General features: G+C 63.8%; 23 protein-coding genes and 1 pseudogene. 12 read left to right on the top strand and 12 right to left on the bottom strand.

Annotation, left to right across the window (positions count from 1 at the left end; translation table 11 throughout):
• Window positions 1-14: 14 nt before the first annotated feature.
• Genes J4E58_RS11450 through J4E58_RS11440 form a run of 3 tightly spaced genes read left to right on the top strand, consistent with a single transcriptional unit; the run spans window position 15 to window position 4,317 of the window.
• Window positions 15-1,142, top strand: a complete 1,128-nt coding sequence (locus J4E58_RS11450; RefSeq protein ID WP_087090114.1) for a GNAT family N-acetyltransferase — start codon at window positions 15-17, stop codon at window positions 1,140-1,142.
• Window positions 1,139-2,923, top strand: a complete 1,785-nt coding sequence (locus J4E58_RS11445) for an ATP-binding protein (RefSeq protein ID WP_087090111.1) — start codon at window positions 1,139-1,141, stop codon at window positions 2,921-2,923. The genes J4E58_RS11450 and J4E58_RS11445 overlap by 4 nt, the downstream gene beginning before the upstream one ends.
• Window positions 2,920-4,317 (top strand): sigma-54 dependent transcriptional regulator, encoded by a 1,398-nt coding sequence (locus tag J4E58_RS11440; RefSeq protein ID WP_087090110.1) that lies wholly within the window; start codon window positions 2,920-2,922, stop codon window positions 4,315-4,317. The genes J4E58_RS11445 and J4E58_RS11440 overlap by 4 nt, the downstream gene beginning before the upstream one ends.
• 178 nt (window positions 4,318-4,495) lie before the next feature.
• Here J4E58_RS11440 and J4E58_RS11435 read toward each other — a convergent pair whose 3' ends face one another.
• Both J4E58_RS11435 and metE read right to left on the bottom strand, forming a co-directional pair.
• Entirely contained in the window at window positions 4,496-5,530 is a 1,035-nt protein-coding gene (locus J4E58_RS11435; protein WP_085532198.1) for an alpha/beta fold hydrolase, read from the bottom strand.
• Between the two features lie 242 nt (window positions 5,531-5,772).
• The gene (gene metE / locus J4E58_RS11430) at window positions 5,773-8,085 is read right to left on the bottom strand and encodes a 5-methyltetrahydropteroyltriglutamate--homocysteine S-methyltransferase (protein WP_087090108.1); all 2,313 of its coding nucleotides are present in this window, start codon (window positions 8,083-8,085) and stop codon (window positions 5,773-5,775) included.
• 108 nt (window positions 8,086-8,193) lie between these two features.
• Between metE and metR the strand changes: the two genes are divergently transcribed.
• Window positions 8,194-9,111, top strand: a complete 918-nt coding sequence (gene metR, locus J4E58_RS11425) for a transcriptional regulator MetR (RefSeq protein WP_007930536.1) — start codon at window positions 8,194-8,196, stop codon at window positions 9,109-9,111.
• A 32-nt stretch (window positions 9,112-9,143) separates the two neighbouring features.
• Here metR and J4E58_RS11420 read toward each other — a convergent pair whose 3' ends face one another.
• From J4E58_RS11420 to J4E58_RS11405, 4 genes are all read right to left on the bottom strand, one after another.
• Window positions 9,144-9,653, bottom strand: coding sequence for a GNAT family N-acetyltransferase (locus J4E58_RS11420; protein ID WP_087090106.1), 510 nt, complete (start codon window positions 9,651-9,653; stop codon window positions 9,144-9,146).
• Window positions 9,654-9,692: 39 nt separating this feature from the next.
• Window positions 9,693-10,331 (bottom strand): LysE family translocator, encoded by a 639-nt coding sequence (locus tag J4E58_RS11415; RefSeq protein ID WP_007930534.1) that lies wholly within the window; start codon window positions 10,329-10,331, stop codon window positions 9,693-9,695.
• A 27-nt stretch (window positions 10,332-10,358) separates the two neighbouring features.
• Entirely contained in the window at window positions 10,359-10,793 is a 435-nt protein-coding gene (locus tag J4E58_RS11410; RefSeq protein WP_087090105.1) for an NUDIX domain-containing protein, read from the bottom strand.
• 225 nt (window positions 10,794-11,018) lie between these two features.
• On the bottom strand, window positions 11,019-11,279 hold the full coding sequence (locus tag J4E58_RS11405) for a type B 50S ribosomal protein L31 (protein WP_087090103.1): 261 nt from the start codon (window positions 11,277-11,279) through the stop codon (window positions 11,019-11,021).
• Between the two features lie 133 nt (window positions 11,280-11,412).
• Between J4E58_RS11405 and J4E58_RS11400 the strand changes: the two are divergent.
• The 3 genes and pseudogenes from J4E58_RS11400 to J4E58_RS11390 form a co-directional block, all read left to right on the top strand.
• Window positions 11,413-11,574, top strand: a pseudogene (locus tag J4E58_RS11400) (LuxR C-terminal-related transcriptional regulator); the annotation flags it as partial.
• A gap of 129 nt (window positions 11,575-11,703) precedes the next feature.
• Complete coding sequence (locus tag J4E58_RS11395; protein ID WP_053262473.1) at window positions 11,704-13,323, top strand: FMN-binding glutamate synthase family protein; 1,620 nt, start codon at window positions 11,704-11,706, stop codon at window positions 13,321-13,323.
• Between the two features lie 66 nt (window positions 13,324-13,389).
• On the top strand, window positions 13,390-13,674 hold the full coding sequence (locus J4E58_RS11390) for a putative quinol monooxygenase (protein WP_087090101.1): 285 nt from the start codon (window positions 13,390-13,392) through the stop codon (window positions 13,672-13,674).
• 22 nt (window positions 13,675-13,696) lie between these two features.
• Here the strand turns inward: J4E58_RS11390 and J4E58_RS11385 are convergent, their stop codons facing one another.
• The 3 genes from J4E58_RS11385 to J4E58_RS11375 are packed head-to-tail and all read right to left on the bottom strand — an operon-like array spanning window position 13,697 to window position 16,519.
• Window positions 13,697-15,205: a glucosyltransferase domain-containing protein gene (locus J4E58_RS11385; protein ID WP_087090099.1), complete on the bottom strand. Its 1,509-nt coding sequence runs from the start codon at window positions 15,203-15,205 to the stop codon at window positions 13,697-13,699.
• Between the two features lies 1 nt (window position 15,206).
• A complete protein-coding gene (locus J4E58_RS11380) occupies window positions 15,207-16,148 on the bottom strand; it encodes a glycosyltransferase family 2 protein (RefSeq protein ID WP_053262475.1) in 942 nt (313 codons plus the stop codon).
• Window positions 16,145-16,519 (bottom strand): GtrA family protein, encoded by a 375-nt coding sequence (locus J4E58_RS11375; RefSeq protein WP_053262476.1) that lies wholly within the window; start codon window positions 16,517-16,519, stop codon window positions 16,145-16,147. The genes J4E58_RS11380 and J4E58_RS11375 overlap by 4 nt, the downstream gene beginning before the upstream one ends.
• A 370-nt stretch (window positions 16,520-16,889) precedes the next feature.
• On the opposite strand from J4E58_RS11375, the gene J4E58_RS11370 reads away from it, so the two are divergent.
• Window positions 16,890-17,486, top strand: coding sequence for a papain-like cysteine protease family protein (locus tag J4E58_RS11370; RefSeq protein ID WP_087090097.1), 597 nt, complete (start codon window positions 16,890-16,892; stop codon window positions 17,484-17,486).
• Window positions 17,487-17,496: 10 nt separating this feature from the next.
• Window positions 17,497-18,096 (top strand): hypothetical protein, encoded by a 600-nt coding sequence (locus J4E58_RS11365; RefSeq protein ID WP_053262478.1) that lies wholly within the window; start codon window positions 17,497-17,499, stop codon window positions 18,094-18,096.
• Window positions 18,097-18,218: 122 nt separating this feature from the next.
• Here the strand turns inward: J4E58_RS11365 and J4E58_RS11360 are convergent, their stop codons facing one another.
• Complete coding sequence (locus tag J4E58_RS11360; protein WP_007923136.1) at window positions 18,219-19,640, bottom strand: amino acid permease; 1,422 nt, start codon at window positions 19,638-19,640, stop codon at window positions 18,219-18,221.
• A gap of 581 nt (window positions 19,641-20,221) precedes the next feature.
• Between J4E58_RS11360 and J4E58_RS11355 the strand changes: the two genes are divergently transcribed.
• From J4E58_RS11355 to J4E58_RS11345, 3 genes are all read left to right on the top strand, one after another.
• Window positions 20,222-23,329 (top strand): transglycosylase domain-containing protein, encoded by a 3,108-nt coding sequence (locus J4E58_RS11355; protein ID WP_087090095.1) that lies wholly within the window; start codon window positions 20,222-20,224, stop codon window positions 23,327-23,329.
• A 288-nt stretch (window positions 23,330-23,617) separates the two neighbouring features.
• Complete coding sequence (locus tag J4E58_RS11350; protein ID WP_007923131.1) at window positions 23,618-24,193, top strand: PadR family transcriptional regulator; 576 nt, start codon at window positions 23,618-23,620, stop codon at window positions 24,191-24,193.
• A complete protein-coding gene (locus tag J4E58_RS11345; protein ID WP_087090093.1) occupies window positions 24,190-24,975 on the top strand; it encodes a siderophore-interacting protein in 786 nt (261 codons plus the stop codon). Before J4E58_RS11350 ends, J4E58_RS11345 begins: the two co-directional genes overlap by 4 nt.
• 123 nt (window positions 24,976-25,098) lie before the next feature.
• On the opposite strand, the gene J4E58_RS11340 is transcribed toward J4E58_RS11345, so the two are convergent.
• Together J4E58_RS11340 and J4E58_RS11335 are read right to left on the bottom strand one after the other, a co-directional pair.
• Window positions 25,099-25,758, bottom strand: coding sequence for a Pr6Pr family membrane protein (locus J4E58_RS11340; RefSeq protein WP_087090091.1), 660 nt, complete (start codon window positions 25,756-25,758; stop codon window positions 25,099-25,101).
• A 9-nt stretch (window positions 25,759-25,767) separates the two neighbouring features.
• A complete protein-coding gene (locus J4E58_RS11335; protein ID WP_007923118.1) occupies window positions 25,768-25,998 on the bottom strand; it encodes a VF530 family DNA-binding protein in 231 nt (76 codons plus the stop codon).
• Between the last annotated feature and the right edge of the window lie 199 nt (window positions 25,999-26,197).

Below are 26,197 nucleotides of genomic sequence, written 5' to 3'. Positions count from 1 at the left end.
TTCAAGGACCGCACGTGATCACCAGCCAAGTCTTTTCGAGCATCCAGGCCATCGACCGCAACGCCTGGAACGACTGTTTTCCCGGCGCCCTGGAAGATTGGGATTATTACCTGGCGGTACAGAACGCCGGCATCGAGGGCTTCAGCTGGCGCTACCTGGCGGTGTTCGAAGATTCGAAGCTGGTGGCCGTCGCCCCGGCCTTCACCACCTGCTATCGCCTGGACACCACCGTCTCGGGCCCGGCCAAGCGCCTGAGCGAACGCCTGCAACGCTGGTGGCCGGGGCTGCTGCAACTGCGCCTGTACGCCATCGGTTCGCCGGTGGCCGAACAGTGCCACGCCGGCACCGCCAGCCATATCCCCGCGGTGCGCCGCCAGGCCTTGCTGGCGCAACTGCTGCACTTGGCCCGGCGCGACGCCGACGCCCAGGGCATCGGCCTGCTGGCGGTCAAGGATGCCGCCAGCCAGGATCGGCAATGGGCCGCCAGCTGCCAGGCGTTCGGCCTGCAAGCCATGCCCAGCCTGCCCAGCGCCCTGCTGCCGGTGCCCTTCGGCTCGCTGGATGCCTACCTCGGCACCCTGGGCAAGTCCACGCGCAAGGACCTGCGCCGCAAGTTGCGCGCGCCCGGGCTGCGAACCGAATGGCGACACAACATCGACGATGTGCTGCCCGAGGTCATGCGCCTGTACGAAGCCACCCTGCGGCGCAGCGAACTGCAATTCGAACGCTTACCCGCGCCCTATTTCACCGGTATCCTCCAGCAGTTGGGGGAACGGGCCGCCTGCGTGCTGTACTGGGTCGACGACCAACTGGTGGCCTTCAACCTGGTGCTGCTGGACGAGCACCGGCTGATCGACAAATTCTTCGCCCACGACCTGGATATCAGTCGTGAGCACAACCTGTACTTGCGCAGCTGGATGGCCAATGTCGACTACTGTATCCAGCACCGGATCGCGCTCTACGAATGTGGCCAGGCCGGTTATGCCAGCAAGCTGCGCCTGGGCTGTACCTTCACCGGCAACAGCCTGTTTTTCCAACATCGCAACCCGCTGCTCGACACCCTGCTCAAAGGGCTGAAATATGTTCTCCGGCCGGATCGCACCGACCCCGCCATGGCTGCTGCACTAAGCGAAAGTTCATGACCAGAAAAGACCGCCGCGCCCCTCGCCCTTTCGCCATCTCCTGCTGGAGCCTGCAGCGCAAGCTGGTGCTGGCGTTCTGGATGGTCAGCGTGATCCCCACCATGATCGCCGCGGAGCTGGCGGCCACCACCCTGTCGCAGATCTTTGACAGCAACGTGCGCATCTGGCTGCAGGAGTCGACCAAGATCGTCGAGGACGAAATCACCGAGACCCTGCGCGACAACGCGCGCATCGCCCAGCTGTTCCTGCGCTATGCCAAGCCGCCCACCGACCGCAACGCGGCCAAGCACGACAAGCTCACCGCCGACATCGCCGACTCCATGGGCATCGATGTGGTAGCGCTGATCCGCAAGCGCGACCAGCAGGTGGTGTTCAGCACCGCCGCCGACGACATCGTCGGGCAGGTCAGCCTGGCCCACAACGCCGTGCTGCAGACCCTGCAGGTCGGCGGCGTGGCCACGGGAGCGGTGGTCTCGACCTTCCAGACCACCCTCGACGGCATCGACTACCAGTTGCTGATCGCCACCTACCTGGACGCCAGCTTCCTCACCAGCGTGGCCGACGTGCACTCCCTTGACCTGCGCCTGTACCTGGCCAAGGCCAACGACTTCGCCGAGATCTTCGCCACCCAGCGCTTCGAGGACCACCCGACCCAGGTGCCGGAAAAGATCGAGACCATCCTGCGCGACACCCGCCAGCCCACGGAGCAGTTCACCAGCCGCTACAGCGGGCTGTACCGGCCGATCTTCAACGACAGCGGCGAGCTGGTGGGGGTGATTTTCAGCGGCCTGCTGCGCCACAGCAGCCTGGTGGGGCTGGTCAACCAGAGCAACCTGTTCATCCTGATCTTCCTGCTCAGCTCGGCGGCGTCGCTGGCCGTCGGCTGGCTGGTGTCGAAACGACTGACCATGCCTTTGCGCGGCTTGTCCAAGGGGGTCCAGGCGGTGATCGCCGGCGACTACCGGCAACGTGTGCCGGTGATTGGCGGCGACGAACTGGCGGAACTGAGCAGCACCTTCAACCATATGAGCGAACGCCTGGGCGAACTGCAGCACCTGGAAGCCCAGCTGCGCCGCCGCGACCGCCTGCACGCCCTCGGCGAAGTGGCCATGGGCCTGGCCCACGAAATCCGCAACCCTTTGGGCATCATCAAGACCGCCACCCAATTGCTGCACCGTCGCGCGGACCTGCCCGAAGGCGACAAGCGCCACCTGGAATACGTGATCAGCGAAGTCAGCCGGATCAACGACCTGATCACCGACTTCCTCGACTTCGCCAAACCCAGCGCGCCGATCCGCTCGACCCTGCTGGCGCGGCCGCTGGTGGAGGAACTGATCGGCTTCTGCGAGCCGGAACTGGCCAGCCACAAGATCGACGCGCAGATCGACGACCAGGCGCCGGGCGCGACCCTGTACGCCGACGCGCGCCAGCTCAAGCAGGCCTGCCTGAACCTGATCCTCAACGCCATCGACGCCATGCCCGCCGGCGGGCGCCTGACCCTGGGCATCGCCCAGGACGCCGAGCACACCATCCTGCGGGTCACCGACACCGGCCAGGGCATCGAGCCGGACATGCTCGAACGCATCTTCACCCCCTTCGTCACCACCAAGGCCTCGGGCACCGGGCTGGGCCTGGCCAAGGTGTTCTCGATCATGGAAAACCATAATGGGCGCATCGAATGCAGCAGCGAAATAGATGCCGGCGCCACCTTCAGCCTGTACATTCCGGCCAAGGGTGATGACGAGGAAGATGATGAAGATGAGCAAAAGGCCCAGCCATGACGCATAACCTGCTGGTGGTCGACGACGAGCCCAAGCTTTGCGACCTGCTGTCCTCGGCGCTGAGCCAGGACGGCATCCAGGTGTTCACCGCCGGCAACGGCCTGCATGCGCTCAAGGTGCTGGAGCAGGAAGAGATCGACCTGGTGATCAGCGACTGGCGCATGCCCGGTATGGACGGCCCGCAGCTGCTGGCCGAGATCAAGCAGCGCTACCCGCAGATCCCGGTGATCGTCATGACCGCCTACAGCACGGTGAAAAACGCCGTGCAGTCGATGCGCAACGGCGCCTACGACTACATCGCCAAGCCCTTCGACATCGACGAGCTGGACATCACCGTCAGCAAGGCCCTGCAGTTTCGCGACATCCTCAAAGACAACCAGCGCATGCGCGCCGAGCTCGACGAGCACCGGCAGTTCGACAGCCTGGTGGGCGACAGCCCGACTTTCCGCCAGGTCCTGCAAGCGGTGGACTCGGTGCGCGAAAGCAACGCCACCATCCTGCTGACCGGCGAAAGCGGCACCGGCAAGGAGATGGTCGCCCGGGCCATCCACCAGCACGGCAACCGCGCCAACAAACCCTTTGTCGCGGTCAACTGCGCGGCGATCCCCGAAGGCCTGCTGGAAAGCGAAATGTTCGGCCATCGCAAGGGCGCCTTCACCGGCGCCGTGGCCGACCGGGTCGGGCGCTTTCAGCAGGCGGACAAGGGCACGCTGTTTCTCGATGAGGTCGGCGACATGCCCCTGGCCCTGCAGGCGAAGATCCTGCGCGCCTTGCAGGAGCGGGTGATCGAACCGGTGGGCGACCCGCGCGAACGCAAGGTCGATGTGCGGGTGATCGCCGCCACCAACAAGAACCTGCTGGAAGCGGTGGCCAACAAGGAGTTTCGCGAAGACCTGTATTACCGCCTCAATGTCTTCCCGATCCCGCTGCCCGCCCTGCGCGAGCGGGTCGAGGATATCGCGCCCCTGGCCCGGCACTTCGCCCACACCCTGGGCGCCACCGCCGGCAAACGCATCACCGGCTTCAGCCCGCAGGCCCTGCAGGCCATGGCCAATTACGCCTGGCCGGGCAATATCCGCGAACTGCAGAACTGCGTCGAACGCGCGACCATTGTCGCCGCGGGCGCGGTGATCGAAGAAAGCGACCTGCCGGGTTATCTGTTCAGCTCACCGCCGATGAACGCCGGAGCCAGTGCCCTGCCCGCCGACAGCCTCAGCGTCCCCAGCGACCTGGACGCGGCCCTGGCCGAAGTGGAGAAAGCCTACATCCTCGCCGCCCTGCAACAGAGCAACGGCGTGCAAGCCGCCGCCGCGCAGCTGATCGGCATTTCCGAACGCAGTTTCTGGTACCGCCTGAAGAAACTCGGGATCCAGGTCGACAAGATCGTTCGCTGAAGCGCACTCATCTGCTCGACGCTGGCAAGCCTGGCGCCTACAGAAGCCAGAGCACCGTCCGCTTCTGTAGGAGCGCAGCTTGCTCGCGATGGTCGTCAACGATGACGCAGTGCTTCTGAAGCAACGCGGCGCCTGTGGGATCATCGCGAGCAAGCTCGCTCCTACAACAGGAATCGATTTACAGGAGATTCGGCGCAGGCAGCGGATCGATCTGCGCCCAGTGCGAAGTGTCTTCGCGATGGCGTTGCAAGTACGGCAGCACCGCCGCCAGCAGCGGCGCCTTGAAGGCTTCCTGGAAACGATGGGCCAGGCCCGGGATCAGCTTCAGTTGGCTGCCTTGGATATGCGCCGCCAGGTGCACGCCGTGCATCACCGGCAGCAGCGGATCGGCGGTGCCATGCACCACCAGGGTCGGCACGCGCAGCTGGTTGAGCAGGGCCACCCGGCTCGGTTCGGCGAGGATCGCCATGATCTGGCGCTTCACCCCTTCCGGGTTGAAGGCGCGGTCATAGGCCTCCGCCGCCTGATGCAGCAGCACCTGCCGATCGTCGGTGACCTGCGGGCTGCCGAGGGCGGCCAGCAGGTCGGCCTGTTGCTCCAGCGCCACCTCACGGTTCGGCGCGCCGCGCCGCGACAACAGTTGCACCAGCGCCGCATTGGGCGCCGGCAGGCCTTCGGCGCCGGAGCTGGTCATGATCAGGGTCAGGCTCTCGACCCGCTGCGGCGCCATGGCCGCCAGGTGCTGGGCGATCATCCCGCCCATGCTCGCGCCCAGGACATGGAACTGCTCGACCTGCAGGGCATTCATCAGGCCCAGGGCGTCGTCGGCCATGTCGGTCAGGCTGTAGGGAGCGGCCACCGGCAGGCCGAGCTTGTAGCGCAGCACCTCGAACGTCAGGTTGGCGCTGACCGGCGCCTGGCGCCAGGTGGACAGGCCGACGTCGCGGTTGTCGTAACGGATCACCCGAAAACCCTGCTGGCACAGGGCAACGACCACTTCGTCCGGCCAGTGGATCAACTGCCCGCCCAGGCCCATCACCAGCAGCAGGGCCGGATCTGAGGCACGGCCGATGCTCTGGTAGGCCAGGCTCACCTGCTCCAGTTCGACCCGTTGGGTCGGTACGTTGACATCGCAGCGAGACGCCGCCTGAGACGGCAGGCCGAGCAGCAGCGCGGCCAGGAAAACAGTCGTTGAAAAAAATCTTGCCCACATGAAGAAACACCGAAACGCAGAAGCCCAGTAGAACGCGAGTCTGATGAACTTTGATCGAGCGCGCTGCCACAGTTACGTGACAGTTTGATGAAGATTGCCCAGCGGTTGTTTTCATGGGGATTCCTGTAGCCGCTGCCGCAGGCTGCGATCGGCCCGAAGGGACGCAGCGATCTTGAGTTCGCTGAAGGCCCTTCGGGCCTTATCGCAGCCTTCGGCAGCGGCTACAGGGGCTATGGGTGCATTCAGGCCTGCTGGTTACGCAACTGACGAGCGGCGGCGACCATGTTGACCAGGGCGGCTTCGGTCTCCGGCCAGGCGCGGGTCTTCAGGCCGCAATCCGGGTTTACCCACAAGCGCTCGGCGGGGATGCGCCGGGCCGCCTTGCTCATCAGCTTGACCATCTCGACGGTGTCCGGCACCCGCGGCGAGTGGATGTCATACACCCCCGGGCCGATGTCGTTCGGGTAGTCGAAGGCTTCGAACGCCTCCAGCAGCTCCATGTCCGAACGCGACGTCTCGATGGTGATCACGTCGGCATCCATGGCCGCGATGGCCTGGATCACGTCGTTGAACTCGCTGTAGCACATGTGGGTGTGGATCTGGGTGTCGTCGCGTACCCCAGAGGCGGTCAGGCGGAAAGCTTCCACTGCCCAGTCCAGGTACGGCTGCCAGTCCGCCCGACGCAGCGGCAGGCCCTCGCGGAACGCCGCCTCGTCGATCTGCACGATCTTGATCCCGGCCTTTTCCAGGTCCACCACCTCATCGCGCAGGGCCAGCGCCAGTTGCCGCGCCTGCACTTCACGCGGCACGTCCTCGCGGGGGAAGGACCACATCAGCATGGTCACCGGCCCGGTGAGCATGCCCTTCATCACCTTGTCGGTCAGGCTCTGGGCGTAGCTGATCCAGTCAACGGTCATGGCCTGCGGGCGGCTCAGGTCGCCGTAGATCACCGCCGGTTTCACGCAACGCGAACCGTAGCTCTGCACCCAGCCGAAGCGGGTGAACAGGTAGCCGTCCAGTTGCTCGGCGAAGTATTCGACCATGTCGTTGCGCTCGGCCTCGCCGTGCACCAGCACGTCCAGCCCCAGGCGCTCCTGGACCTGCACCGCATGGCGGATTTCACAGCGCATGGCATCGGTGTAGTCGTTGTTCGACAGCTTGCCCTGCTTGAATGCCTGGCGGGCCAGGCGGATCGAGGCGGTCTGCGGGAACGAACCGATGGTGGTGGTCGGGAACACCGGCAGCTTCAAGCGGGCATGCTGCTGGGTAATGCGCTGGGCGAAGGGCGAATGACGCTGGCTGTCGGCGGCGCTGACCGCCTTGAGCCGCGCCTGGACCTCGGCCTTGTGGATGCGCGGCGACTGCGCCCGGCTGGCCTGCACCTGGCGGCTTGCGGCCAGGGCCGCTTGCACCGCCGGGGCCTGGGGATCGTTCAGGGCGTCACGCAGCACCGAGATCTCGCCGCATTTCTGCACGGCAAAGGCCAGCCAGCTTTTCAGCTCGGCATCCAGCTGGTCTTCCCGGGACAGGTCCACCGGGCTGTGCAACAGGGAGCAGGAACTGCTGACCCACAGGTTGTCGCCAAAACGTTCCTGCGCCGCTTGCAGCTGCGCCAGCGCCTGCTCCAGCTCGCAACGCCAGACGTTGCGACCGTTGACCAGGCCCACGGACAAAATCTTGTAGGTCGGCAGGCGGTCGAGCACCTGGGTCAGTTGCTCCGGCGCCCGCACGGCGTCGATGTGCAGGCCGTCCACCGGCAGGCCGACGGCCAGCCCGAGGTTGTCCTGCAGGCCGCTGAAGTAGGTGGCCACCAGCTTTTTCAGCGGCGAGTACTGGAGGATGTGGTAGGCACGCTCGAAGGCGCTCTTCCAGTCCTGCGGCAGGTCGAGGGTCAGGATCGGTTCGTCGATCTGCACCCACTCCACGCCCTGGGCCTTGAGGCGGTTGAGGATTTCGCCGTAGACCGGCAGCAGGCGCTCCAGCAGCTCGAGCTTGTTGAAATCGTTGCCCTTGGCCTTGCCCAGCCACAGGTAGGTCAGCGGGCCGATGATCACCGGCTTGACCCGGTGCCCCAGGGCGTGAGCTTCATCGACCTCGTCGAACAGTTGCTCCCAGCTCAGCTTGAACGACTGATCGGCGCTGAATTCCGGGACCAGGTAGTGGTAGTTGGTGTCGAACCACTTGGTCAGTTCCTGGGCGTACTGGGTCTTGGCGTGATCGCCGCCACAGCAGCCCGCCGAGGCGCCGCGGGCCATGGCGAACAGGGTGTCGAGGGTCGGCTGGCCCTGGGCGTCCTGGCTGCTGTCAAAGCGCTCGGGAACCACGCCGAAGGTCAGCGAGTGAGTCAGCACCTGGTCGTACCAGGCGAAGTCACCCACCGGCAGCAGGTCGATGCCGGCGTCCTTTTGCAGCTGCCAGTGCCGGGCCCGCAGCTGGCGTCCGACGTCTTGCAGCGCCTGCCGGTCAAGGTCGCCCTTCCAGTAGGATTCGAGGGCTTTTTTCAGTTCGCGGTCGGCGCCGATGCGCGGAAAACCAAGGGTGTGGGCCAAGGCCATGAGTGGGTTCCTCCCTGTAAAAGATGGCGCTATTGTCGACAGCCAAGCCAACATGAGACAAACTCAACCTTTTCGTGTTGATCACAAAATTTACTCATGGAGACCCTGGTGCTCGAAATCCGTCACCTGAAGACCCTGCACGCCCTGCGCGAAGCCGACAGCCTGGTCGAAGCCGCCGAACGCCTGCACCTGACCCAGTCCGCCCTGTCCCACCAGTTCAAGGAACTGGAAGAGCGCATGGGCATGCCGCTGTTCGTGCGCAAGACCAAGCCGGTGCGCTTCACCAGCGCCGGCCTGCGCCTGCTGCAACTGGCGGACGCCACCCTGCCGTTGCTGCGCGCCGCCGAGCGGGACATTTCCCGCCTGGCCGGCGGTACCGCCGGGCGCCTGCACATGGCCATCGAATGCCACAGCTGCTTCCAGTGGCTGATGCCGACCATCGACCAGTTCCGCGACGCCTGGCCGGAAGTCGAGCTGGACCTGGCCTCGGGTTTCTCCTTCGCCCCGCTGCCGGCCCTGGCCCGTGGCGACCTGGACCTGGTGGTGACCTCCGACCCGCTGGAGCTGGCGGGCATCACCTACGTGCCGCTGTTCACCTACGAAGCCATGCTGGCGGTGGCCAACCAGCACCGCCTGGCCAGCAAACCCTACATCGTTCCGGAAGACCTGCTCAGCGAAACCCTGATCACCTACCCGGTGGAGCGCGACCGCCTGGATATCTTCACCCGCTTCCTGGAGCCCGCCGACATCGAACCGGCCCAGGTCCGCACCTCGGAGCTGACGGTGATGATGATGCAACTGGTGGCCAGCGGCCGAGGCGTGTGCGGCATGCCCCACTGGGCGCTGCATGAATACAGCTCGCGGGGCTATGTGAAAGCCAAGCGCCTGGGGGAAAAAGGCCTGTTCGCCACGCTGTACGCGGCGATCCGCGCCGACATGCTGGATGCGCCCTATATGCGCGACTTCCTGCTGACCGCCAAGGACACCTCGTTCTCGACCCTGGACGGGGTCAGCGCGGTGCGTTGAAAAGCGCCATCGGCCTGTAGGAACGGGGACTTTCAGAGGGGGGAGACAACTTCACGCCACAGGTGGAGCTTGTCGAAGTACTCGACGCCCACCCGCACCGCCAGCGGCTCCAGGCCGAACTGGACGAAACCGCAACGCTGGTACAGCGCCAGGGCGGCGTCGTTGCCGGCGGTGACCGTCAGTTGCACCAGCCGCACCCCGGGGCGTTTGCGCGCCTCCTGCAGCAGCGCCTGGACCAGCCGGTAACCCAGGCCGCCGTGGCGATAAGGCGGCGCCACATACAGGCCGAACAGCGTGGCCTTGTGCCGGGCTTTTTCCCGGACCTCGAACGCCAGGCCGACGATGCCCACCAGTTCGCCATCCTCGAAAGCCCCCAGCAACAGGTCCAGCGGACTGCTCAGCCGCGACTCCCACCAACTCAGGGGCATCGCCGCACGTTCGGCGACACTGGAAGTAAAGGCCTGCGGATGATGCTCGTAGGCTTCGAGCATCAGCGCGCGGTAGGCAGCGGCGTGACCGGCATCGAGGCGCTGGATGGACATGGTCGGTCGAGGCCCCCGGGCCGCAGGTGAATGAAACGGTCAGACCGTCTGGCGTTGTTCCAGCAGCAGACGCACCGCCAGCCCGGCCAGCACGAAGCCCATGAAATAACGTTGGGTCGCCAGCCACAGCGGGTTGTGCACGAACCAGGCGGCGATGCCCGAAGCGAACAGCGCGATCAGCAGGTTGACGCTGAAGCTCACGCTGATCTGGGTCAGGCCGAGGATGATGCTCTGGGTGAACACCGAACCGTGTTCCGGGCTGATGAACTGGGGAAAGACCGACAGGTAGAACACCGCGATCTTCGGGTTCAGGGCGCTGGTGAGAAAGCCCATCAGGATCAGCTTGCGCGACGAATCCGGCGGCAGCTGCTGCGCCTCGAACGGCGAACGCGCGCCCGGCTTCAGGGCCTGCCAGGCCAGCCACATCAGGTACAGGGCGCCAACCCACTTGAGCACTTCATAGGCCACCGGCACCGCCATGAAGACCGCGGTCAGGCCGATCGCCGCGGCGAACAGGTGGACGAAGAAACCGGCCACCACGCCGACCAGCGAGGTCACGCCTGCCCGGCGGCCCTGGCAGATCGAACGGGAGATCAGGTAGATCATGTTGGGGCCGGGGGTCAGCACCATCAGCAAGGCTGCGGCGATGAAGATCAACATGTCGTGAAGGGGAATCATGATGGGCAATCCTTTGTCCTTGAAAAATCAGGCCGAGGCCAGTTGCGAGGCGCGATAGAACGGCAAGATCAGGTCGCGTGTCAATGGGGCCAATGTGAGCTCGTCGCCAGCCTGCGGATCGATCCAGCAGACCTCCTCGATTTCCGCCGCGGGCCGGACCTCGTCGGTGTCCAGATCAAGGCGAAACAATTCGGCCTCGACCACAAAACCCGGCTCGTTGGCTGCCGGTGCGGAAAAACGTCCCAGGTAACGGGCGTCGGCCGGGGCGATCCGCAGCCCGAGTTCTTCTTCCAGCTCACGAGCCAGGGCCTGGGCCGGCAACTCGTCCGGCTCGATCTTGCCGCCCGGCTGCATGAAGGCCTGGGTGCCGCGCTTGCGCACCAGCAGGGTACGGCCGTCCGGGCCGATCAACAGGGCCGCGGCGATACGGATAAGGGGGGATGTAGCGCTTGAAAGAGTCATGAAAAACCTGGATCGGTTACGCGAGGCGGCAAGGATCCCATGACTGGCGAGGCGTCGTCACGACACAGTCGGCCGCTGTTTTTTCCATACACCCGGCTCTTTGGGCAGGGTGACCGGGATGCTGTACAGGCCGCGCTGCCGCCATCGCGAGCAAGCTCGCTCCTACAGAGGATTATGAGTCTCTTGTAGGAGCGAGCTTGCTCGCGATAAAGGCCACCAGCGCCATCAAGCCTTGGTCGAACCGAAAGAAGCGAAACGCTTGTTGAAGCCGGCGATCCGCCCTTCGGACTGGGTCTTGCGCTGCTGGCCGGTGTAGACCGGATGCGAGGCGCTGGAGACGTCGAGGGTGACATAGGGATAGGTGTTGCCATCGCTGTGGCGCTGGGTGCGGTCGGTGTCCACGGTGGAACCGATCAGGAAGTACACATCCGCGGCGGTGTCGTGGAACAGTACGGTGCGGTAGGCGGGATGGATATTGGCTTTCATGGCAGTCTCCGAGGGCAGGGTGATGATCGAATGCGTTATACAGTAACATTATCCGACCTTGGAAACGAGAACCAGTTGCAATAAGGAAAGCAGCAAATCGTCTATCGCCCTCATCAACACCTGGCACCAGGGCGGACACCTGATGCTCAGCGGTTGCTCCCGCAAGGAGATCGCTCGTAAGCTGCAAACCTTTGCCGAAACCGTGAACGTCCATAAGAAACACATCTACGGCAAGCGGGGCATCAAGTCCCAGTCCGAACTGTTTTCGATTTTTCTCCAGGCGCGCACTGCCTGACGCCTGAAGCTGCCATGTGCGCACACTGGCTGCGCCACAGCCGTTCTCTACAACAACAAGATCGTTGGCCACACAAGAAGAATGAGTACCCAAAAACGAAATCTATAGAGTCCGAACCAAGGAAACCGTATGAGCCTGTCCCTCCTGAGCCGCTACGCCTTCTTTGCTGCCTGCGTGATTTTCACCCTCGCCAGCTTGCCCTTTCTCGAACATGACTGGCTCTGGCCATTCACCCTGGTCACCTTCCTGCTCAGCCTGCTGGGCATTTTCGACCTGCTGCAAAGCCCCCATGCGGTGCGCCGCAACTACCCGATCCTGGGCAATATCCGCTACCTGGTAGAAGGTATCCGCCCGGAAATCCGCCAGTACCTACTGGAATCCGACAGCGACGCCCTGCCCTTCTCCCGGGCCCAGCGCTCGCTGGTCTATTCGCGGGCCAAGAACGAAAGCGCCGACAAGCCGTTCGGCACCCTGATCGACGTCTACCAGTCGGGTTTCGAATTCATCGGCCACTCCATGCGCCCGGCGCCCCTGAGCGACCCGAGCACCTTCCGCGTCACGGTCGGCGGCCCGCAGTGCAAGCAGCCCTATTCGGCCTCAGTGTTCAACATCTCGGCCATGAGCTTCGGCTCCCTCAGCGCCAACGCCATCCGTGCCCTCAACCAGGGCGCCAAGCTCGGCAACTTCGCCCATGACACCGGCGAAGGCAGCATCAGCCCCTACCACCGGGAAAACGGTGGCGACCTGACCTGGGAACTGGGCAGCGGCTACTTCGGCTGCCGCACCAGCGACGGCCATTTCGACCCGGAGCGCTTCGCCGTGCAGGCGCAGAACCCGCAGGTGCGGATGATCGAAATCAAGATGAGCCAGGGCGCCAAGCCCGGCCACGGCGGCATCCTGCCCAAGCACAAGGTGACCCAGGAAATCGCCGATACCCGCGGCATCCGCATGGGCGAGGACTGCATCTCGCCATCGAGCCACAGCGCCTTTTCCACGCCGATCGAAATGATGCATTTCATCCAGCAGCTGCGTGAGCTGTCCGGCGGCAAGCCCGTAGGCTTCAAGTTCTGCCTCGGCCACCCGTGGGAGTTCATGGGCATCGCCAAGGCCATGCTGGAGACCGGCATCCTCCCCGACTTCATCGTGGTCGACGGCAAGGAAGGCGGCACCGGCGCGGCACCGGTGGAGTTCACCGACCACATCGGCGCGCCGATGCGCGAAGGCCTGCTGTTCGTGCACAACACCCTGGTGGGCCTGAACCTGCGCGACAAGATCAAGCTCGGCGCCAGCGGCAAGATCGTCAGCGCCTTCGACATCGCCAGTGTGCTGGCCATCGGCGCCGACTGGGCCAACTCGGCACGCGGCTTCATGTTCGCCATCGGCTGCATCCAGTCGCAAAGCTGCCACACCAACAAATGCCCGACCGGCGTCGCCACCCAGGACAACCTGCGCCAGCGCGCGCTGGTGGTGCCGGACAAGGCGCAACGGGTGTTCAGTTTCCACCGCAACACCCTCAAGGCCCTGGCCGAAATGCTCGCCGCCGCCGGGCTGAATCACCCGTCGCAACTGGAAGCCAAGCACCTGGTACGGCGCATGTCGGCCACCGAAATCAAGCTGTTCTCGCAGCTGCATGTGTTCCTCAAGCCCGGCGAACTGCTCACCGGCGCGGTCAGCGGCGAGTTCTATTCGCGCATGTGGCAGCTGGCGCGCGCCGACAGCTTCGAGCCCAACAGCGAAGCCGCGGCCTGACCGGCCACCCTCGGCGCCCCGCCGCAACGGCGGGGCGCTATCCATCATGCAAAGGATGCAACCCAAGTGCTCAAAGTCATCGCCGAAGATTTCATCAAGCCCGAACACCTCGACACCGTGCGCCCCTGGTACGCCGAACTGGTGGAGAAAACCCGCCAGGAGCCGGACTGCATCGCCTACGACCTGTTCGTCGACCAGCAAGACCTGGGGCACTTCATCTTTATCGAACAATGGCCAGACCGCGCGGCGCTCGAGGCCCATTGCCAGACCGAGCACTTCACCCGCCTGGTGCCCCGGATCAACGCCTTCCAGGCCAGGGAATGCCGTGTGCTGCTGATGGATCAGTTCTGATCCAGCGGATAAGCCCGGCGCCTCACCAGTGCAACGTCTTGATCGGCGCCGGTTCCTTCATGACGATAAAACCGTAATCGCCCAGCAGATAGATCCGGTAGTAGCGGCTGTCCACCAGCGGTGGATAGCCCTGGTAACCGACCAGGGTCGCATTGCGCCGCTCCCTTTCCGCGACCACGTTGGTAATACCCACCTTGGGCAGGTTCTCGGCCAGCATGAAGAAGTCGATGTTCAGCAGGTAGTGCAGCACCGGCATCTGCTTGAACGAGCCCGCAGCCGCCAGCAGCCAGTGATCGGAATAGGTCACCGACATATAGATGCGCTTGGCCTCGCGCAACGGCCGGTGGCTGGTGATGTCGCGCTCAAGGCTCGACAGCGCGCTGGCCACCAGGGTTTTCTGCACCGTCAGCACCCGGCCATAGGCGAACGACAGCGACAGCATCGCCAGCAGCGGCACCATCAGCAGCAGCGGCAAGCGCTCATGCAGCGCCGCCAACGCCAGGTGGCTCAGATAGAACAGCAGCACCCACAACACCGCGAAGCCCATCAAGGTCCGGGCGCCTTCATTGAAGTCGCGGAAAAACAGCGCGATCCCCGACACCAGCACAAGCACCAGCGGCAATGCCAGTAGGCAGACCAGGGCCATCACGACTTTCTTCAGGCCGCTGTCCGGCCGCTGGAACAGGTTCGCCGCCAGCCGCACACAACCGGCCAGGGCGCACAGCGCCAGCGCGGCGAACACCCAGCCGAGCCCGCCGTGAAACAGCAGCACGACTTTTTCCAGCACCCTGGCGATGTTGACTTGCAGTTGCAGCAAGGGCTGCGCCGACCAATTCAGCAGCAAGGTGCGGGTCTGTTCCATGAAGGGGTAGGCGGTGACGCAATAGATCATCCAGCCCAGGGCCGCCTGGGCGATCTTCCAGCCGATCGTTTCCCACCAGCGCGGCCAGGCGCTCTTGTCATTAGCGCCGCGGATCACCTCCAGGCAACACAGGCCCAGGAACACATTGATGCTGATCTGATACAGCCCAATGGCAAGCGCCACCAGCAAGGCCGGCACCAGCCATTGCAGCACGCGGTACGGGTTGCGATAGGTGATGGCGTAGATCACCGCCACCAGGCTCAAGGCCATGGCCGGGCCGTCGTATTGATACGACAGGTTCTGCAGAAAGAACGGGTTGTACCAGAGCGGCAACAGCACCAGGCAGCAGGCCGCCGTCGGCTGCGGGTAGTAATGGAACGTCAGGCTGGTCAAGGCCGCGGCCATGGCGACCGTGGCGATCAGCAGCGGCAAGGGAAAGATGTTTGGCGCAGCATGGCTGAAGGTCAGGGCGTTGTAGAACAGCTCGGTAAACAGCCGCCCCTGCTCCGTCCAGGCGGTGCCGGCCGACAGCGAGCGCCAGTTGTCATCGATATAGGGAAAGTCCGCGAGGATCAGCGGCAGCACATACAACAAGGTGGCGCACAGAAAAAACAGCCAGGCCTGGCGACGCCCGAGTTCCCCGCTGAGCAAGCTGCCCATTCTGTCCATGCTAGAGCCCCAGGCGGTCTTTGCCGCCGATGACGTCCTTGATCACGTAGCGCGGCCGATGCTTGGCCTCGATATAGATACGGCCGACGTACTCGCCGAGGATGCCGATGCCGATCAACTGCACGCCGCCGAGAAACAGAATGGCGGTCATCAACGAAGGGTAGCCGGGCACGCTGTTGCCGAAGAAGATCTTGTCCAGGACCATGTACACCGCGTAGAGCACGGCGAAAATCGAGATGCCGCCACCGATGTAGGTCCACAAGCGCAACGGCACGGTGCTGAACGAGGTGATGCCTTCCAGTGCCAGGTTCCACAGTTTCCAGCCATTGAACTTGCTCTTGCCCGCCACCCGTCCGGCGCGCTCGTATTCCACCACCACCGTGGTGAACCCGGCCCACGACAGGACGCCCTTCATGAACAGCTGATGCTCCGGCAGGGTCCGGATCACATCGACCACCTTGCGATCCATCAGCCGGAAGTCGCCGACGTTTTCCTCGATCCGGGTGTAGGCGATACGGTTCAGCAGGTGGTAGAACAACGCCGCGCTGCTGCGCCTGAGAAAACTGTCGGCCGTGCGCCTGCGGCGTTTGGCGAGGACCACATCGGCGCCCTTCTGCCATTCCTCGATCAGCCGCGGGATGACGCTGATCGGGTCCTGCAGGTCGACGTCCATGGGAATCACCGCATCGCCGCTGGCGTGCTCCAACCCGGCGAACAACGCCGGCTCCTTGCCGAAGTTGCGTGAAAAGTTGATCAACAGCACCTGCTCGTCCATCTGCGCCAGGGCCTTGACCTCTTCGGCCGTGCGGTCGGAACTGCCGTCGTTGATAAACACGATCTCGACTTCGCCCTGCTCGAACCGCAACTCGCGACGCACCGCCTGGTAAAACAGGCCGATGGCCTGCTCTTCATTGAAGACCGGAACGATCAGCGAGATCTTCATCGTTCACACTCGCGGAACACCAGGTACTTGGCGAACAGAAAACCCGCCACCAGGCTCAGGGCGGAAAACACCAGCACCGTCAGCAAGCCGGGCAGCCGCCACACATCCCCGGCATGCCCGACACCCAGGCTCAGCGCCCCCATGCCCCCCAGAAACAGCAGATAACCGCCGACCGAGGCCCTGGCGGCGAAGGTGAAGCGCGCATTCATATAGAAAGAAAACGACGCCGCGACGCAAAAGGCCGCCAGGTTGCTGAGCGCCTGGCTGAGGCCGACCACCAGGCTCAGCAAAAAGAACACCAGCCAGTGGATAAAGGTGTTGGCGATGCCGATCACCGTGTATCTGGAGATTCCCTTCCATAAGAGTCTCATTGGTGACTCTCCCGCGTTGAATGTTGCTCAACTTGTATGGCAGGTTTTTCTGCCCATCGATTGGCGAAATCGCTGATCCGGCGGTCTTTCAGACGTGTGGCATCCAAGCCGGCCTGCATGGGCCGTTGTCGTGCAAGCCCCCTCCCAGGCCTTCTCTGGCCTGATTGCCTACCCACAAATAATTGCATCAATGCATATTTAAACTTGCACAAATGCATATAACGACTAAGGTTACCCCTGAGCCCGACCGGAGCAGGCCATCGAGGATGGCGAACCCTACAGGCCGGTCACGGGCTTGCGAAAAACGCTGCATCGCCACACGCAACAACGACACAAGCTGGACGCTTGTTTTCACTCATGGAGGATGAAAATGTTAACCCTTGAAGACACACCCTTTACCCGCACAGGTCCTGCCGAGGCACTGCCACAGTGCCTGGTCGGTACCCTGCTCAACGCCGGACTGAGCGAAGTCGACGACAGCGCGGAACACGCCGCCCTGGCCGCCAGCCTCAACTTCAGCATTCAGCAGCAAACCCAGACCAACTGGTGCTGGGCCGCGCTGTCGGCCTCGGTCGGCAACTTTTACCGCACCGGTTCCTGGACTCAATGCGGGGTCGCCAACACTGAACTGGGGCGCAATTCCTGCTGCAACCAGCCAGGGCCATGCAACGTGTATGGCTACCTGGACTCGGCCCTGCGCACCACCCGCAGTTTTGGTGGCATGAGCCAGGGTTCGATCCAACTGTCGGCCATCGACAACCAGATCAACATGGGACGCCCCGTTGGCCTGCGCTGTGCCTGGTTTGGCGGCGGCGCGCACTTTCTGGCGATCTATGGCACCAACGGCAGCTACCTGCTGATTGCGGATTCCATCTACGGCTATTCGACCCGTGCCCTGAACACCTTCCCCCGTTCGTACAACGGCGGCGGTAACTGGACCACCACCTACTTCACCCGGAAAAACTAAGGAGGGCAGCATGCAACTGACTTATCCCAAGGCACCCGCCAACGGCGCTCAGGTACTGCGCCCGGCTCTCCAGGCGGCCCTGCAGAGCAAAGGCTTCGGCGTCAACCGCCAGTTCGCCCAGGCCACCGCCAGTAAAGTGAGCCTGTCCGAGCCCTACCGCGGCTACTCGCTGAGCCTGGAAGACCTGGCCCAGGGCAAAGGCCTGCAGCAGGCCACGCTGGGGGACTGGCATTACCTGGTATTCAGCGACGGAGTCTCGATTGCCGACGCGCAACTGGCGGAAGTCGCCGGCCAGGTCGAGTTCTCGTCGCTGAACCACGGCGCCCTGGCGTCGGCCACGGTCAATGCGCTGAACCTGGCGGAAAAGGCGCCGCACCTCAAAGGCCGGACCTTTGAACTGCGCGTGTTGTTTGTCTCGGCGCTGCATGTCGCGGCGATCTGGCTGCACGCCAACGATGAAGACGTGCTGATCCCGATCGAACCAACGCCCAAGCACCTGGCGAGCACCAAGCTGTACAGCGAGGCCGCGTTGCTGGCCCTGCTGGCGCCCGCCGCGCAACAAGCGAAAGCGGCGTTCGATGCGGACACCACAGGGCTGTTGGGGAGCTGACCGTTCACCGGGCTGCGGTGAACGGGCGGTTGCAACACTAAAACCCGGAACCGCAGAAACAGCGCCCGCATAAAAAAGCCCCGGTCACTGACCGGGGCTTTTGGTTTTATCGCCTGATGGCGTTACGACGCCGAACGCACCGCGCCCTGTTGGGCATTGTTCGGTTGCAGCTTGAACAGGTAGAACAACGCCGTCAGCAGCACCAGGAACGCCGGCCCCACATACAGCGCCACGCGGGTGTCCGGGAAGTAGGCCATCAGCCCCACCACCAGCACCAGGAACGCCAGGGCCAGGTAGGAGCTGACCGGGTACAGCCACATGCGGTACTTCAGGCCGGCACGTTCCGAGGCGCTCAGGCCTTTGCGGAACTTGAGCTGGGCCAGGAGGATCATCACCCAGGTCCAGATCGCACCGAAGGTGGCGATGGAGGTCACCCAGACGAACACTTTCTCCGGCACCAGGTAGTTGAGCAGCACGCCGAGCAGCAAGGCGAAGATCGACAGCAGCAGCGCGCGACGCGGCACGCCGTTGTTCGAGGTCTTGGCGAAACCGGCCGGGGCCTGGCCGTTCTGCGCCAGGCTGTAGAGCATGCGCCCGGTGCTGAAAATGCCACCGTTGCAGGACGACAGCGCGGCGGTGATCACCACGAAGTTGATGATGCCGGCGGCGGTCTTGATGCCCAGGCGCTCGAAGGTCATCACGAACGGGCTGCCCTGGGTGCCGATTTCGTTCCACGGGTAGATCGACAGGATCACGAACAGCGCGCCCACATAGAACAGCAGGATGCGCCAGAACACCGAGCCGATGGCGTTGGGAATGGTCTTCTGCGGGTTGCGCGCTTCACCGGCGGTGAGGCCGATCATCTCCACGCCCAGGTAGGCAAACATCACCATCTGCAGGGACATCAGCACGCCGGTCACGCCGTTAGGCATGAAACCGCCGTGGGTCCACAGGTTGGAGATGCCCAGCGCCACGCCGTCATTGCCGAAACCGAAGGCAATGATGCCGACGCCGCCGATGACCATGGCGATGATGGTGACGATCTTGATCAGGGCGAACCAGAACTCGAACTCACCGAAGGCCTTGACCGCGATCAGGTTGATCGAGCCCATGCTCACCAGGGCCGCCAGGGCCCAGATCCAGCGCGGCACATCGGGGAACCAGATGCCCATGTAGACCGCCACCGCGGTGATTTCCGCGACACAGGTCACCAGCCACAGGAACCAGTAGTTCCAGCCGGTGAGAAAGCCCGCCAGCGGGCCGAGGTAGTCTTGCGCGTAACGGCTGAAGGAACCCGCGACCGGGTTATGCACGGCCATCTCGCCGAGGGCGCGCATGATCACCAGAATCGCCAGGCCGCCGAGAATGTAGGACAGCATGATGGCCGGGCCGGCCATTTCGATGGCCTTGGCCGAACCGAGGAACAGGCCGACGCCGATACAGGCGCCAAGCGCCATCAAGCGAATATGCCGTTCGCCGAGTTCGCGTTTCAGCGGGCCGCCTTGAGCGGTCTCGCCTTGGGGCAGGTGGTTGCCAACTGGCATAGGGATACAACCTCATCTTGTTATTGGATATGAGCCACCGAGTCTGTGAGGCACGGACGGATAACCCGTGCCAACCAGATCGGATCGACCTTGTGGGCCGACACGTCTTGTAGGACAAATCCTGCAAGATCAGTGGGGTGTGCAGTATAAAAAGCTGACGACAGGCTTTTTCACTCTATAAACAGCTAAATTTAGAGAGAAATCTCGGTATTTTCGGGTTTTACCGAGTGGCATTACCTGGAATTTTCGCCGTTTGTCATTTTTGAACGGCGCCGAGTATTGCACAGCCATGGTGCAGCGTCATGCCCCTACCTAGGACCTATTTACTGGTCGCGATGGCTCTATCTCAAGCTTCTTTCGCCTCGCCCCATGCCCCGTAGGAGCGAGCTTGCTCGCGATAAACCCAAGGGCGCCGCGATGCTTTGGATACACCGAGCCATCGTTGACGACCATCGCGAGCAAGCTCGCTCCTACAGGGGGAGATGAATGCTTTCAGGTCGCGCACAAATTTTTCACCATTGCCTACCACCGTCTAAGCTTCAGACAAGTCCGATCAATCTGCGTGAATGGATCAGTCGACTATGGGTGCTTTGCGACAGACCGATTCGAGTAAAAAAGTAGTGCCAACTGATCGCGTGGAAGAAGCGCCTATCCCTGAGAAATCCCATTCAAGCCGGCTTTGGTGGCGGCTGTTCTGGCTATTGCTGCTGATGGCGCTGATCGCCCTGGGCTTTGCCGCGTCCAAGGAAATGCGCACCTCGAAACTGCAGGCGCGCGAGCTCAGCAAGTTCGCCGCGGACCTGAGCTATTCCGTAGCGCCCGGCCCCAGCGATGCCATCGTCTACCCCGGCGCCGGGCCCTTCGACAAGCGCCTGGGCTACAGCGCCCTCGATGATTTCCTGGCGCGCCTGCTCAAGCGCGGTTACGTGGTGGAGGCCCAGACCCGCTTCTCCCCCGCCTTGATGAACTACAGCGAAAACGGCTTCTTCGTCCCCTATACCGAGAAGATTCAGGCCGGGCTGTCGATCACCGATTGCCGCGCGGCGCCGCTCTATCAATTCAAGTACCCGCAGCAGCTCTATTCGAACTTTGCCGCCATCCCGCCGGTGATGGTGCGCAGCCTGCTGTTCATCGAGAACCGCGAGTTGCTCGACCCCGACCAGCCCCTGGCCAACCCGGCGGTGGACTGGCCGCGCTTCGCCAAGGCCGCCTGGTCGCAAGTGGCCAAGCTCCTGCACTTGCCAGGGCAGACGGCGGGCGGCAGTACCCTGGCGACCCAGCTGGAAAAGTACCGGCACTCGCCGGACGGCCTGACCGTGTCCGGCGCGGAAAAGATCCGGCAGATGATTTCCGCCAGCGTGCGTGCCTACCAGGGCGGCCAGCAGACCCTCGAGGCCCGGCGGCGCATCATTCGCGACTACCTCAACAGCGTGCCGCTGTCGGCCGTGCCCGGCCACGGTGAAGTGCATGGCATGGCCGAAGGGCTGCGGGTCTGGTACGGCGCCGACTTCGCCCAGGTCAACGAGCAGCTGGCGAGCACCGCCAGCGATCCGCAGAGCCTGGCGCAACGCGGCCTGGCCCTGCGCCAGGTGCTGTCGTTGATGATCGCCCAGCGCCGGCCTTCGCATTACCTGTCCAAGGGCCGCCGGGAACTGGCCGAACTCACCGACAGCCATATCCGCGTGCTGACCCAGAATGGCGTGATCGATGCGCCGCTGTCGGCCGCCGCCCTGGCCAGCAAGGCCACCTTCCGCGACTGGGTGCAGCAACCGACGATCCAGCCGATCGAAACCAACAAGGGCATCAGCGTCGCCCGCAGTCGCCTGGCCGGCTTGCTCAACCGGCCGCTGTACGACCTCGATCGCCTCGACCTGTCCGCCACCAGCACCCTGCAAAGCGACCTGCAACGCCAGGCCACCGAGTACCTCAAGCACCTGGCCGACCCGGTGTTCGCCGCCGAGATCGGCCTGCTCGGCGAACGCCTGCTGACGCCGACCAGCACCACCCAGGTGCGCTACAGCTTCACCCTGCTCGAGCTGACGCCGGACGGTTCGCGGGTGCGGGTCCAGACCGACAGTACCGACCAGCCCTTCGACATCAACGAAGGCAGCAAGCTGGAGCTGGGCTCCACCGCCAAGCTGCGGGTCCTGACCACCTACCTGCAGATCATTGCCGAACTGTACGAGCAGTACGGCGCCGAAACCCCGGCGGTGCTGAAGAAAGTCGAGATCGCCGAACAGGACCGCCTGAGCCGCTGGGCCGTGGACTACCTGATCCAGAACAGCGACCGCAGCCTGCCGAAAATGCTCGAGGCGGCTCTGGACCGCAAATACTCGGCCAGCCCCGGCGAGAGTTTTTTCACCGGCGGCGGGCTGCACACCTTTCATAACTTCCGCAAGGAAGACAACGGCCGCATGCCGACCCTGCGCGACGCCCTGCGCGAGTCGATCAACCTGCCCTTCATCCGCCTGATGCGCGACCTGGTGCGCTACAGCACCTACGCCGGCCCGAGCAACAGCGCCAACCTGCTCAAGGACGACGGCGACCCGCGGCGCCAGGAATACCTGGCCAAGTTCGCCGACCGCGAGGGCACTTCTTTCCTCCTGCGGTTCTGGAAGAAATACCGCAACAAGGACACCCAGGCGCGCCTGGACACCTTCCTCGACAGCATGCACCCGACGCCGATTCGCCTGGCAGCCGTGCACCGCTACCTGCTGCCGGAAGCCAGCCAGGAGAGTTTCAACAGTTTCGTGCGCTCGCACCTCAAGGGCGCCAAGCTCACCGAGAAACTCACCGACGAACGCCTGGACAAGCTCTATTACAGCTACGGCCCCGGTTCCTACGACCTGCCCGACCAGGGCTACATCGCCAAGGTGCACCCGCTGGACCTGTGGCTGCTCGGCTACCTGCTGAACCACCCCGACGCCAAGTTCAGCGAGATCGTCAAAGCCAGCGAATTCGAGCGCCAGGAGGTCTACAGCTGGCTGTTCAAGAGTCGGCACAAGAGCGCGCGGGACAGCCGCATCCGCACCATGCTGGAGATCGAGGCGTTCCTCGACATTCATCAGCGCTGGCAGAAAGTCGGTTATCCGTTCGACCACCTGGTGCCCTCGCTGGCGACCGCCATCGGCAGTTCCGGCGATCGCCCCGCGGCGCTGGCCGAACTGGTCGGCACCATTCTCAACGACGGCGTGCGCATGCCGACCCTGCGCATCGACAGCCTGCACTTCGCCGCCGATACGCCGTATGAAACCAAGCTGGTCAACGACCCGGCCGAGGGCAAGCGGGTGATGCCTTCTGAAGTGGCCACGGCGCTGCGCGGCGCCCTGTCGCAAGTGGTGGATGCCGGTACCGCCAAGCGCCTCTCCGGCAGCTTCAAGCTGGCCGACGGCACCCCGCTGGCCATGGGCGGCAAGACCGGCACCGGCGACAACCGTATCGAGGCCATCGGCTCCGGCGGACGGATCCTCAGTTCGAAATCCATCAACCGCACCGCCACCTTTGTGTTCTACATCGGCGAACACCACTTCGGCACCCTGACCGCCTATGTGCCGGGCGTCTCGGCGCAAGCCTTCAAGTTCACCTCGGCCTTGCCGGTCCAGGTGCTCAAGGGCATGGCGCCGATCCTCACGCCGTACCTGCAACCGGGCAGCAATACCCAGTGCCTGGGCAGCCTGGCCCAACGCTGAAACCTCCCCCCGCAACTAGCCGCCTGTAGCCGCTGCCGAGCCCGCGAGGCTGCGATCGACTGCGTAGCGGCCGCAAACCGGGCAACTCCGTTGCTCCAGGTATCACTGCGGAGGCCGTTTTGCGAGGACTGCGTCCTCGATCGCAGCCTCGCAAGCTCGGCAGCGGCTACGGACTGTCTCGATTCTCCCCCTCTGCGACAAACGGCTGATGCGGCCAGCACGGAAGTACTTGCGCAGCCTTTAAGATATATCTTAAGTTATGTCTTAATCGCACAGGAGAAAGAGAAAATGAGAGAACACCACCACCCCCACCGTGAGTACGGCGACGGCCACGACGGTTTCGAAAAACGCCCCGGGCGCGAACGCGGCGGCCGTGGCCCGCGGGTCTTCGCACCCGGCGACCTGAAGTTGCTGTTGCTGGCGCTGATCGCCGAGCAGCCGTGCCACGGCTACGACCTGATCCGCCAGATCGAAGGCATGTTCGATGGCGCCTACAGCCCCAGCCCGGGCGTGATCTACCCAACCCTGACCTTCCTCGAAGAGAGCGAACTGATCAGCGGCGACGCCGAAGGCGGGAAAAAACGCTACAGCGTGACCGAGGCCGGCCGTCTGTCCTTACAGGACCAGGCGATTGCCCTGGATGGCGTGCGCATGCGCATCGACGTCAGCAAGCGCTCGCTGCGCGGCCACGATCGCCCGGCGGAAATCCACGAGGCGGTGCACAACCTGCGCCACGCCCTGCAGATGCACCACGGCCGCTGGAACCCGCAAGAAATCCTGCGCGTCCGCGACCTGCTGAACAACACCGCCCGCGCCATCGTCGACGGCCCGGCCAACCCTTCTGCTCAGGAGTCAGCTGAATGACCGTAGACACTTCGCCATCGATTCACCGGGTCAGCCACGAGATCAAACGCCGCCGCCTGGAAGTGCTGCGGGTGGTCGACCTGACCCCGCGCATGCGCCGCATCACCCTGGGCGGGCCGGAACTCGCCGGTTTCATCAGCCTGGGCAGCGACGACCATATAAAGCTGCTGTTCCCGCAGAACGCCGAACAGCAGGCGGCCCTGGAAACCCTGGTGCTGGGCCCGGGCAAGGACAACGGCGCGATGCCGGCCATGCGCGACTACACGCCACGGCGCTACGACCTGGACATCGGTGAACTGGATATCGATTTCGTGCTGCACGGCGACGGCCCTGCCTCGACCTGGGCCGAGCAGGCCAAGCCCGGTCAGTTCCTGCATATCGGCGGGCCGCGCGGCTCGATGATCGTGCCGGACATCTTCGACAGCTACCTGCTGATCGGCGATGAAACCGCGCTGCCGGCGATTGCCCGGCGCCTGGAAGAATTGCCGGCCGGGCGCCGGGTGCTGGCGGTGATCGAGATCCAGGACGCCGCCGAGCGCCAGGTGCTGCAGAGCGCGGCGCAGGTCGAGGTGATCTGGGTCGAGCGCGACGGCGGCCAGCAGGACCTGATCGGCACCGTGCGCGAGCTGCAGGTACCCAGCGGCAAGCTGTACACCTGGGTGGCCACGGAAAGCAAAGTCTCGCGGCAGATTCGCCGGGTGCTGCTGGACGAGCACCGGCTCGACGACGAGTTCGTCAAGGCCGCCGGTTATTGGCGCCTGGACAGTAGCGAAGAAGAATAAGCGGCGGCTTTGCCGTCTTTCGCGGGCAAGCCTCGCTCCTACGGAAAATGAATGACAGTGTTCCACTTGAATTCCGTAGGAGCGAGGCTTGCCCGCGATAACGCCCTTCCAGTCACCGCATACTCAAGCCCGGCGCCGCCCCAGCCAACGATCCAGCCCGACCATCCCCAGCGCCACCAGCACGAACCCCGCCAGAATCCCCAGCGCATTCACGAACGCCTGCGCATAGCCCAGCTTGCCCACGTCGACAAAAGGATAGGGATACAGCCCCAGCACGTGCCCGCGCAGCAGCACATAAGCGAAGTACAGCAGCGGGTAGAGCATCCACCCGGCGACATGTTGCAGCCCCAGGCGGCCCTTGGGCACGCAGCACCACCAGTAGACGAGAAACAGCAGCGGCATCACGTCGTGCAGCAACTCGTCCGCCACCAACTGCCAGCCCTGGGGATGCCACAGGTGACGCAGCAACAGGCTGTACGCCAGCCCCACCACCACAATGCTGACCGCGATGCCGCTGCTGACCCAGGGTTGCAGAAAGAACCGCTGCCCGCGCGAGCTGCGCAGGTTCAAGGCGCAGGTCAGCACCACCGCCACCAGGGTGTTGGTGAGCACGGTGAAGAAACTGAAAAAGTTGATCAGCCCGCCCAGCAGGCTGGCGTCCACTGTCCAGCGCAGATGGAGGATCAGGTACAGCTGGATCGTCAGCCCCAACCAGCCGAGCAACGCGGCCAGCGCGGTGAACAGCCGTTTGCCGCCTGAAGGAAAAACCGGCTCGACAGCCATCGAAGGTCCTTAGAGCGGGCGTTTGGTGCGCTGCAATTTCACGTACAGCTGCTCGACTTTCTCCCGCGCCCAGGGCGTCTTGCGCAAGAAGGTCAGGCTCGACTTGATGCTCGGGTCGCTCTTGAAGCAACGGATATCGATGCGCTCGGCCAACCCCTGCCATTCGTAGTGTTCCACCAGCGCCTTGAGGATCTGTTCCAGGGTAACGCCGTGCAGCGGGTCGTTGTTCGTTGCAGTCATGCCGGGCCTTTGAGCAAGAGAAAAAGGAAGTCGCGCACCTTAGCCGAGGCTTCGATCCGGTGGAAGGGCGAACACTCATCAACTGTAGCCGCTGCCGCAGGCTGCGATAGCGCCGAAGGCGCTCATGCACCTGAGATCGCCGCGAGCGTTCCGCTCGATCGCAGCCTGCGGCAGCGGCTACATCGGAACGAATGCCCCC

It is taken from the genome of Pseudomonas sp. FW305-25 (genome assembly GCF_017351415.1).
Taxonomy (GTDB): domain Bacteria; phylum Pseudomonadota; class Gammaproteobacteria; order Pseudomonadales; family Pseudomonadaceae; genus Aquipseudomonas; species Aquipseudomonas chlororaphis.
This window is presented reverse-complemented; position numbering and strand designations above follow the sequence as displayed.